Origin of the sequence: Paenibacillus sp. A3 (genome assembly GCF_001399685.1) — a bacterium.
In the GTDB taxonomy this organism is placed as follows: Bacteria; Bacillota; Bacilli; order Paenibacillales; family NBRC-103111; genus Paenibacillus_G.
The window spans coordinates 38,459-48,074 of the sequence record NZ_JTHN01000005.1 but is presented as its reverse complement, the minus strand read 5'-3'; the positions used below and the strand labels follow the sequence as shown (position 1 = coordinate 48,074).

Sequence of the window (9,616 nt, the reverse complement as noted above, 5' to 3'; positions counted from 1 at the left end):
TAGGTTGAAGTCATTGAGAACACTCTTTTCCTTCCTGCCCCCGCTTGGTCTGCAGCACAAGCCGCATGCAATCCAATGCTTCCTTTCTTTGCGCGCGGGCCTCAGTTCCCGCTCCTGTGACACCGCTTTCTTTTGCGCTTTGCAGCATTTCCTTCAGCTTGCGCACCGGCTGGATCACACCGGTACGGTATTCCTCCTCGTTAAAATTGGCATTGGGTGCAGCTATCGCTTCCGACAAGCAGCCGGATATAAAATCGTGAAGCGGAAACCGCCGGGCCAGTTCGAAAGCGTCCTCTTCCCGCTCGAAAGCGAACGACCGAATCTTATCGGTCATATCATTCGCCAAATTTTTCAAGACGGACCGTGGACCTAATTCGACGGCGAGCTCCACCTTCTGCTCCTCCAAATACCGCATCGTTTGCAGCCATTTGACAGGATGCGTCATCTGTAAAATCAAACCGTCCCGGATTTGCTCCGCATTGGCATACGGCAGCGCCGTGACGTTGGATATGACCGGCCATTGGCTTTCCCGGAACGTAAACTTTCGCATCACGCCGGACAAACGCTCCGCAACTTGTGACATCAGCAGACTGTGAAACGGACCGCTGACAGGCAAACGGGTAACTTGAGCGCCTCTCAGCTCCGCTGCGATCGTTACCCGGGCAACGGCTGCTTGATGGCCTGTCAGCACATACTGCCGTGGCGAATTGTAGCAACCGATGGCAACGGGCTGACCCGGCGACGAATGCTTTTCGCACAAAGATTCCAGCGTCTCAAGCTCCTCGCCACGCACGGCGGCCATCTCGCCCAGGCCGGCATCGGCGGCCTCCTGCATAGCGATTCCCCGCTGCTGCACCAGACGCAAGGCGTCCGCAAACGAGAGAACGCCGCTGCTCACCAGCGCGGAATATTCCCCGAGACTGTGTCCGGCGGAAAACGCGGGAACGATGCCAATCTCTTGCCTGTACTGTTCCAAGGCAATAACGCTTACCGTCAGCAGAGCCGACTGCGTATACTCCGTTCTCGACAGTATGGCGGCGCTGCCTTCGGTACAAATCGACTTTAAGTCATACCCGAGGATGTCATTCGCTTCCTCGAACCATCGGTCGGCGCCTTGAAATTTTTTGGACCAAATCTTGCCCATTCCTTCGTATTGGGACCCTTGACCTGGAAATAGTAAAGCTACTCGCTTCATGTCTAACCCCTTTTCGAGCACCGACATAAGAACTATGGAATGTTTCCTAAGAAGCCGTGAATCGGATGTAGGATGAGTAATTTACAAATCGAAACGAAATTAGGAAATGCAGTACGCAGAAGTCACGAAGCTGAGGAGTGAGTTATGGAGGTTGCATGTTTCAAGAAACAAACCATTAATTGGCATTAAACCTTGATTCATGAAATTATTAAATATATTACATATATTATGATAGATTACAAAGAAGTCAACCCAATTAATTACATATTAAGAATTTATTCATAAATAATTTAGGCAACGAATCCGATGCAAGGCTTGGCCCCTGCTGCGCCAGTAGCCCGCTCTTCGCCGGACGACGCGCCCCAACCGGAGGCTCGCCCTCCGGTTGGATTTCGGCTCGCTGTCAAGAAAGCCGGATACCCGCCGGAAGGCCGGTTACGTCAGCTTCTGAAATAATCGATGACAAAATCCCGGAACCGCTCCGCCGCAGGCGACAGGTAACGTCCTTCGATCCAGCCGATGCCGATCACCCGGCGGCACTCGGGCCAACGTACGCGCAGGAATGAAATGTTGGCACGTTCGATTCCTTTCGTGTCGGGGATGACGGCAACGCCAAGCCCGGCCGCGACGAGCCCGGCTATCGTATGAACCTCGTCCCCTTCGAATCGGATGTCGGGACCGATTCCGGCCTCCTCGAACAGCTTGTCGGTAATTTTTCGCAGTCCGTAGCCTTTCTTGAACGAAATTAACGGCTCGCTGCGTATGTCTTCCAACAGAACGGATTCGGAAGCGGCAAGCGGGTGATCTTTGGGAACGATAATAAACAGCTCTTCATTCCATAACGAGGCCCATTGGATGTGCTTCGTTTCTTGCGGGGCGGCCATACAGAGGTCGATCTCCCCTGCCGAAAGCTGATCCAGAAGGAACTGGGTGCTGTTTTGATGCAGCTGAAAATGAATCTGCGGATAAGCAGAGCGAAAGGACCGGATGACATCCGGAATCGAGTGGACGCCGAGCGTATGAAGAAATCCCAGGGATACCTCCCCATGCTCCGGATGAATCAAATCCTCCAGTTCCCGCTTGCCCTCCTGATATTCGTTCATGATCCGGCTGACGCGGTTCAAAAACAGGCGCCCATACCGGTTGAGCACGATCGCGCGGCCGTTGCGCTCGAAGAGCGGGACGCCGAGCTCCTTCTCCAGCCGGGCAATCGAGCGGCTTAAGGCCGGCTGGGTTATACATAACGTCTGCGCCGCCAAGGTCATATGCTGCAATCGGGCAACCGTTTGAAAATACTCAAGCTGCTGCCATTCCATTCCGATCCCTCCGTCTCTCATTACACAAACAACATCGTTTCAATAAAAACAATGCATTAGACAGCGCTTCTTGTCAATCCTATACTTGAATTGTTAATTCAACGGATGGAGGCGCCATAAGATGAACTATCTCGAACTCGGAAGCCGGGCGCATCGGAAGGCTTCGGTTAGCATGCTGCTGGGGAGCATCGTCACGTTTGCCATATTATACAGTCCGCAGCCGCTCATCAGTTTATTTTCGCAGCAGTATCAAGTTTCGCCGGCCACCGCCAGCGCTTCGATCTCGTTAACGACGATCGCCCTGGGGATGAGCCTGCTTTTTTTCACGGTCGTCTCCAATAGCTGGGGGCGTAAAGGAATCATGAGCCTCTCGCTGCTGCTCACTTCGGTATTTGCCATCGCTTCGGCCTTTATCCATGATTTTCAGGCGTTTCTCGTATTCCGGTTTTTAGAGGGCATCAGCATCGCAGGCTTTCCGCCGATCGCCATGGCGTATTTGAACGAGGAGTTTTCGCCCCGGGCCATCGGGAGAGTCGTCGGGGTCTATGTGGCGGGAACGGCCATAGGCGGTTTTATAGGCCGGATTATTATCGGAGGACTAACCGATCTCTTCAATTGGCAGTTCGCCATGTTGATGATGGGGATCGTCAGCTTGCTGCTTAGTTTATGGTTCTGGTTCTATCTCCCGGCTTCCGGCAACTTTACCCCGAGCAAAACGTCCGTACGGCAATGGCTTGCCGGGATGCGGGCCAGTCTGGGCGATAAAAATCTGCTGTCCATGTTTATCACGGGCTTCCTGCTGATGGGCGGTTACATCACGGTATTGAACTATATCGGTTACCCGCTTACGCAAGCGCCGTATCATGTCAGCCAAACGATTTTCGGCTTCCTGTTCGTCGTCAATCTGGTAGGGACGTGGAGTTCGATCTGGTTCGGGAAGCTGGCGGACCGTTATTCCCGAAGGCGGGTTATCGGCCTCGCGATTGCCATTTTTATTCTGGGCGCGCTGATGACGTTAAATAGTCTGCTTGCCGTCAAGGTATTGGGGATTGCGGTCGTTGCGTTCGGTTTTTTTGCCGGTCATTCGGTGGCGAGCGGCTGGGTAGGCATATTGGCGGTAAAAGATTTTAAAGCGCAGGCTTCTTCCTTTTACTTGCTGTTTTATTATGCGGGATCGAGTTTGGTCGGCTGGTCGGGCGGCTTCTTTCTCAACCGGTTCGGCTGGAACGGTCTGGTTTATTATACTTGCGCCTTGCTGACGGTCTCGATCCTGGTCTCATCGCAGGTGAAGCCAAAAGCAGAAAAGAGGGGGCTCTCCCCCTCTTGAACGGTCCTACCATATTACAAGCTTAGCCTCCGCCGGCGTGCGGGTTTTCGGCTTGGGGACTTTATCGAAATATCCCATGTGCAGGATGCCGACGATCCGTTCGCCTTCCCGGACGCCAAGTCCGCTGCGAAACACAGGGGAATGAATAAAGTCAACCGTCGACCAGATCATCCCGAGCTTTTGCTCCCATCCGAGCAGCTGCATATTTTGCATCAGGCAGCAGACGGCGGCGAAATCTTCATCTCTTTTATGCTCGTTTTTATCTTCCGTCATGACGACGATCAGATTGGCCGGAATTTCGGCCAGCTTTTTTCGCATCAGTTCTTTTAATTTGGACGGCAGCAGTTTAACCCGTTTCAAGTGGGCGGAGGCTTCAAGCGTAAGAACAGCCAGCTTCTCCCTCCCCTCGGCGCTTCCCACATAAATAAACCGCCAAGGCTCCCGGAGGCCGTGATTGGGCGCCCATACCGCATCATTCAGCAGCTGAAGAACCAGATCCTGGGGAACGGGGGTCTGGTTGAACGTCCGGATACTTCTTCTCTCCCTGATCGTTTGGGCGATGCTCATGGCTCCATTCTCCTTTTCCGTGCCGATGAGACGGCCGGCAGTCAAATTGTTAACCGCTCAGTAATCCCATTCCAGTAAATCCTGCAGCAGCTCCCGGGCAAATGTCAATTGCTCCGGCGTATATTTATCCAATAAGAGCATAAACCGCTGTTCGATATCCTGATGAAGGCGGTCATGAATCAGATGCAGCTTCTGGCCTTTGGCCGTTAACCGAAAATAAACCTCTTTCTTGTTATCGTGGAGCTGCTGTTTTTTGATCAAATCCAAGGCTAACAGCTTTTGGGTGATCCGAGTGACGGACCCTTTGGTCAAATCGGTTTTCTCCGAAATCGTCGTCACGTTGATGGGCCCGTGGTCCCCTATGCAGGCGATCAGGTGAATCTCGGACAAATTGAGATCCAGCTTCTGGCCCAGCTCGGATTCCACCTTCCGCTTCTCTTCTCCGAATCGGACGGCAAAATTGCCGTCTCTCGTCTCCTGCTGCGTAATAAGTTCTACGAATTGCTTGAAAATCCACTGCTTGTTAAGCTCGGTTTTGGACATCGGTTTAGGGTCTCCTCTTCACACATCATCTCCTTCTGATTATACACCGATTGTTTCGAACAAAACAATAAGATCGTTAAATAGGACGGATTCCGCACCAACGGGCGATTCCCCGCTTGACGGCTTCCAGCGGCTGCGGCTCCGATCGGGGAACCGCCCACGCTATATGTCCGTCCGGGCGAATCAGCGCCGTATGCACGTCGTCCCATTCGGCTTCGTTCCCGTTTCCGGCGATCGAGGCGCGAACAACTTGGATATGACCGTACTCCTCCCAAGGAACGACGTCGTTCAGCCGGTCATCGGAAGCGAGATGAAGCAGGACGAAGCAGCCGGAGTGAAACAGCTCATAAGCATTCCGAACGGTACCATTATCCAGCCGCAGCTTCAATTCCGTAAAGCGGCGTCCGTTCAACGCGTGCGGCAATGCCTCCTCATCCGGCGCATACCGGACATCGAACGCCGCGAGTTGGGCCGCTAATTGCTTGTTCGCCTCGGGGATGCGAAGCAAATCGGACAGCATGCTGCGCAGTCCCATCATTCTCGGTGAGAATTCAAACCCCATCAGCATCGTTTGCGCCTGGGTATTGCGAAGCAGCGCCGTATTTACGGGGAACCGTTCCGTATGGTAGCTGTCCAGAAGCCATCCGGGAGCCTGCCCCTTCAGCTCCGCTGCCAGCTTCCAGCCAAGATTCATCGCTTCCTGCAGCCCTACGTTCAGCCCCTGTCCGCCCGCCGGGAAATGAATATGCGCCGCATCCCCCGCAAGGAAAATCCGTCCTTTCCGGTAACGCTTCGCTTGGCGTGTCGCATTGCCAAAGCGGGACAGCCAGAACGGCTCGGAGATGCCAAGATCGCTTCCGAGAATACGTTCCATCCCCGAACGCAGCTCCTCCAACGTCACCGGTTCTTCCTTCGGCACCCCTGTCCTCAGAGGATCGATCATCACGACCCGATGGAGCCGGTCCCCCACGGGGACGATCATGACCAGCCCGTGCTCGGTGAAGCGGGAAAGCCCGTTCGTTTCCGGGGGATACGCCAGAACGACGTCTCCGAGCACCGCGGTTAAGGTCGCGTCCGTACCTTCGAACGGGATGCCTGCCTGCTTGCGGACAATGCTGCCTGCCCCGTCTGCGCCGACAACATACGCTGCGGTCAGTACGGTCTCCCCCTTCGGGCCGACGGCAGTGACCTCTACGCCTTGCGCATCCTGGCGCACCGATACGACCTCCGTCTCCCGCCGAAGTTCCACGCCAAGACTTTGCGCCCACTCCTCCAGCACTTTCTCCGTATCGTGCTGCGAAATATACAGCGTGTAATTGGAAGAAGAATCAAATACCGAAAAATCCAGCCGGGTATCCAGCGCCGCAAAATGCCCTATCGGAAGAGGCTTCCCGATGCTCAGCAGCTTCGATTTCAAGCCGCGCAAATCAAACAGTTCAAGCGAGCGGGGATGGAGGGTCAGCGCCCGGGAATACGGCGTCGTATCCTTTAAGCGCTCAAGCACGCATACCTTCACCCCGGCCAAAGCCAGCTCTGCCGCCAGCATCATGCCGACCGGACCTCCGCCGACAACAATCACTTCATAATCCATTCGTATCCTCTCCTTCTCTCCATATACCATCTCGATTATTTTTTGTTTCACACAAAACAATATCGATGTTTTGTTTCTCGTGAAACAATATTATTATAGCACGTTGGCAATTTTATACAACCCTGCTTTCCTTTATTTTTTACAGATATTCGGAAGCTGTGAAGGAAAAGGACCTGCTGTCGGCCCTTTTCCGATTTTGGCTTAAGCCGCCTCCACGGCAGCCTTCCCCGGTATTACTGTTGCACGGTGCGCGGCGATTCCTCCATATACGGCTGCAAGTAAATCTCCCTCACCTCGTGCCGGATCCAGCTCATCAGCGTCAGCACGATCAGCAGCACGCTAACGGTGACGGCGAACAGCTTCCGTCCGTCCCGCCAGACAAGGCGGACCAGCAGCCAGCACAGGACGATAGCCAGCAGCACCGCGGCCGCGAGCAGCGCGGTATGGAACGCGGAGCCGCCCATAAACGCATGGCGGACGCGTCCGTCCATACTAAGCAGCAGCAGCGGTCCTGCAAGCAGTTGAAGCAGCGTGAAGCCCGCCGCCATCGTTTTGCCGTATCGCTTGGCCGCTTCCGTGACCGGTCCTGCGCCGTTCCGCTCGGTGCGTCTCCCCCATCCGTACAGGAACAGACCGAGCATCGTAAAGCTCGCCGCCATAAAGTGAAGGTAGCGCTGCCAGATGGTCGGATACGCGAACAGCGAGCGCCAGAAGCCGCGCTCCGGGTCCCACAGCTCGGGATGGAGCATCGAGGTCACGTTCGTGATGAACAGCAGCGGTACGAACAGCAGGATCAGCGTGCCGAATAGGCCGAAGCCGAGGTGCAGCGCCTTGCGCTTCTGCCAGCGCTCCCATGTGAATTTATAGACGTACAGCGCCAGAAACGCGACGGTCAACAGCGGGATGAGCAGCAGCCACATTTTGCCGATCAGGATCGTCGATGGATAAAAAAACTGGGTATACATGGTGCTGATGATCAGCAGCGGCGCAATGCCGAGCACGACGGCGATGCTTTTGACAATCGACACGTGCGTCGCCATATGCTGCGCCAGGCGGTCCAGAACCGCATCCTTACGGACGATGCCTTTCAGCTCGTTATACACCGCGGACACAGAGCCGGCTACCAGAATGTTGACGAAAATGATATGAAGAATAAAGCCGACGACCATCAGCACTTCGAAAAAAGGCAGGTCGCCCGGAATGGCCAGCCCCAGATCGTTGGGCACCGGCGATTTGGCGGTTAAATAGGCGTTCACTCTGCACCGTTCCTCTCCGAAACCATCTTGTGAATATAGGCGGCCAGCGCCTTAACCTCCTCGTCCGTTCCCGCAAACGGCGGCATGACTGGGCGGATATTGTGCATCTGAGGGATGAAGGCAGCGAGCGCTTCCTCGCTCCAGCCTTTAGCCCTTTCCGTCATCACCCGGCTGCGCCGGGGACCGTCGATGCTGTGACAGGCGATGCACTGCATGCGGAACAGCTCTTCCCCGGCCTGAAGCTTGTTCGCCTCCGTCACCTCCCGGACCGGAGAAAGCTTCGCTTGCGCCAGCGCGCCATCCTTGCGGAACCGCTCGACGTCCGTTTTCAGCACACCGTTGGCGTACATGTAGTTGTAAATGACATAGGGCTTGCGAATATTTTCCCGGACGATCTCGAATTCGGTAATCAGCAGCAGCGAGAATGCCGCCGTGAATACGGTGAGCACAACCGGATATTTCGTTCGGCCATCCATCAGCATGACGCCGAGCACGAACATGAGCAGCAGCCCGAGCACGTTGATAAAAGCGAACGTGAAGTCGCTCATGCCCGACGCCCAGACGACCAGCGTTTGCGCTTGAGCGGGCAGCGTCTTTAAATACCACCACCCGGATGCGAGCATCAGCGGCACGGAAACGACGAGCCATTTGCCGTACAGCTTCAGGACGATGTGGCGGTCCAGCGAATCTTTCACAAACCAGCGGTTCAGCGGCGTCAGTACCGCAACCCCCAGCGTGATGGCGGCGAAGGTGCGGAACAGCGTCGAAGGCACCCAAGTCGTATTCAGAAACGCGCTCCAGAACGACAGCGTCTCGACCCAATCGCCCGGATTGATCTGCGCGGCCAAAATGCCGGTAATGATCACCATCGTGAACCAGGACATGATGCACAGCGCAAGGCCGGTTCGCAAATGCAGCTTTTTCTTCTCTCCCTTCCAGCGGTCCCATGTGTAAAAATACGTCAACAGCAAGACGACCTCCGATACGAACACCAGCCATTCCGTAAACCAGGCCCAATGAAAAATACGCAGAAGCGAGCCGATCGCATTGGGCAGAATAACGGTCGTTGTAAACCAAATGCCTACTCCCGTCATCGCTCCCGTCGTCGTCGTGATGATCAGAATCCATTTGCTCAGCCATCTGGCGTATGCCTCCAGCCTTTCGTTACCTCTCTTGAAAGCGGCATACTCAATGGATACCATAAGAACGGACCCGCCGATAGCTACGGCATGATTGATCATGACGTGCAGCACCGCCATCATGCCGATCAGGTTGCCGTTGCCGACCCAGCCGAAATCGATTGTCGGAAATTCCACTTTCCCGCACTCCCTTTCCGTAAAAAAAATAATCCTTGCCGCAAGCGACAAGAATTATTGTATAGAAGTCGTTTTCGTTCAAAATGACTCCCCAGGGCTAATATATTGATAAAAAAATGAACAAACACGTCATTTACTTTAAATAATAACGGGTATCTTCGATTTTCTCAGAATATCTTGCAGTCTACGCACTTCTTTTCGCAACTTCTCGTTCTCTTCCTCCAGCCGTTGCGTCAGCCTGCATTTCTCGCTCGTCTCCGTCTGCTCTTGCCTGCGCAGGCGCTCGATTTTGTCGCGAAGCTCAGGATGGGTATATAGAAAAGGTTTCGACACGCCGGCCTCGATCGATACGGTATTGAAATTAATCTTCAGCTTTTCCTTCCTCAACCGTTCAATGGCCGATACGGCCTTGCGGTACGCCTCAACCGTCTTTTGCTCGCTGAATTTTTTAATCCCTTCGACATTTCTACGCTGCATAAGGCTGCCTCCCTGCATTCTGTTCTTT

Annotated in this window: 9 protein-coding genes; 1 reads left to right on the top strand and 8 read right to left on the bottom strand. The window is 54.4% G+C overall.

Going from position 1 to position 9,616, the window contains the following annotated elements; genetic code table 11:
* Window positions 1–10 precede the first annotated feature (10 nt).
* On the bottom strand, window positions 11–1,195 hold the full coding sequence (gene fabD / locus QJ48_RS00270) for an ACP S-malonyltransferase (RefSeq protein ID WP_054971689.1): 1,185 nt from the start codon (window positions 1,193–1,195) through the stop codon (window positions 11–13).
* 440 nt (window positions 1,196–1,635) lie between these two features.
* Window positions 1,636–2,511: a LysR family transcriptional regulator gene (locus QJ48_RS00265; RefSeq protein WP_054971667.1), complete on the bottom strand. Its 876-nt coding sequence runs from the start codon at window positions 2,509–2,511 to the stop codon at window positions 1,636–1,638.
* Between the two features lie 121 nt (window positions 2,512–2,632).
* Here QJ48_RS00265 and QJ48_RS00260 point away from each other — a divergent pair, with 121 nt between their 5' ends.
* Window positions 2,633–3,838, top strand: a complete 1,206-nt coding sequence (locus QJ48_RS00260) for an MFS transporter (RefSeq protein WP_054971666.1) — start codon at window positions 2,633–2,635, stop codon at window positions 3,836–3,838.
* A gap of 6 nt (window positions 3,839–3,844) precedes the next feature.
* On the opposite strand, the gene QJ48_RS00255 is transcribed toward QJ48_RS00260, so the two are convergent.
* From QJ48_RS00255 to QJ48_RS00230, 6 genes are all read right to left on the bottom strand, one after another.
* Window positions 3,845–4,405 (bottom strand): nitroreductase, encoded by a 561-nt coding sequence (locus QJ48_RS00255; RefSeq protein WP_054971665.1) that lies wholly within the window; start codon window positions 4,403–4,405, stop codon window positions 3,845–3,847.
* A gap of 57 nt (window positions 4,406–4,462) precedes the next feature.
* Window positions 4,463–4,948, bottom strand: coding sequence for a MarR family transcriptional regulator (locus tag QJ48_RS00250; protein WP_054971664.1), 486 nt, complete (start codon window positions 4,946–4,948; stop codon window positions 4,463–4,465).
* Window positions 4,949–5,024: 76 nt separating this feature from the next.
* Window positions 5,025–6,539 carry a monooxygenase gene (locus tag QJ48_RS00245; RefSeq protein WP_054971663.1) on the bottom strand — a complete coding sequence of 505 codons (1,515 nt, stop codon included), beginning with the start codon at window positions 6,537–6,539 and terminating at the stop codon, window positions 5,025–5,027.
* A 233-nt stretch (window positions 6,540–6,772) separates the two neighbouring features.
* Window positions 6,773–7,795 carry a hypothetical protein gene (locus tag QJ48_RS00240; protein ID WP_054971662.1) on the bottom strand — a complete coding sequence of 341 codons (1,023 nt, stop codon included), beginning with the start codon at window positions 7,793–7,795 and terminating at the stop codon, window positions 6,773–6,775.
* Window positions 7,792–9,111 carry a cytochrome c gene (locus QJ48_RS00235; RefSeq protein WP_054971661.1) on the bottom strand — a complete coding sequence of 440 codons (1,320 nt, stop codon included), beginning with the start codon at window positions 9,109–9,111 and terminating at the stop codon, window positions 7,792–7,794. Before QJ48_RS00235 ends, QJ48_RS00240 begins: the two co-directional genes overlap by 4 nt.
* Window positions 9,112–9,249: 138 nt before the next feature.
* On the bottom strand, window positions 9,250–9,588 hold the full coding sequence (locus QJ48_RS00230; protein WP_054971660.1) for a DUF6262 family protein: 339 nt from the start codon (window positions 9,586–9,588) through the stop codon (window positions 9,250–9,252).
* Window positions 9,589–9,616 lie beyond the last annotated feature (28 nt).

Coding starts and splice junctions, on each gene's coding strand:
- fabD (WP_054971689.1), bottom strand. CDS start 1,195: ATGAAGCGAGTAGCTTTACTATTTCCAGGTCAAGGGTCCCAATACGAA.
- QJ48_RS00265 (WP_054971667.1), bottom strand. CDS start 2,511: ATGGAATGGCAGCAGCTTGAGTATTTTCAAACGGTTGCCCGATTGCAG.
- QJ48_RS00260 (WP_054971666.1), top strand. CDS start 2,633: ATGAACTATCTCGAACTCGGAAGCCGGGCGCATCGGAAGGCTTCGGTT.
- QJ48_RS00255 (WP_054971665.1), bottom strand. CDS start 4,405: ATGAGCATCGCCCAAACGATCAGGGAGAGAAGAAGTATCCGGACGTTC.
- QJ48_RS00250 (WP_054971664.1), bottom strand. CDS start 4,948: ATGTCCAAAACCGAGCTTAACAAGCAGTGGATTTTCAAGCAATTCGTA.
- QJ48_RS00245 (WP_054971663.1), bottom strand. CDS start 6,539: ATGGATTATGAAGTGATTGTTGTCGGCGGAGGTCCGGTCGGCATGATG.
- QJ48_RS00230 (WP_054971660.1), bottom strand. CDS start 9,588: ATGCAGCGTAGAAATGTCGAAGGGATTAAAAAATTCAGCGAGCAAAAG.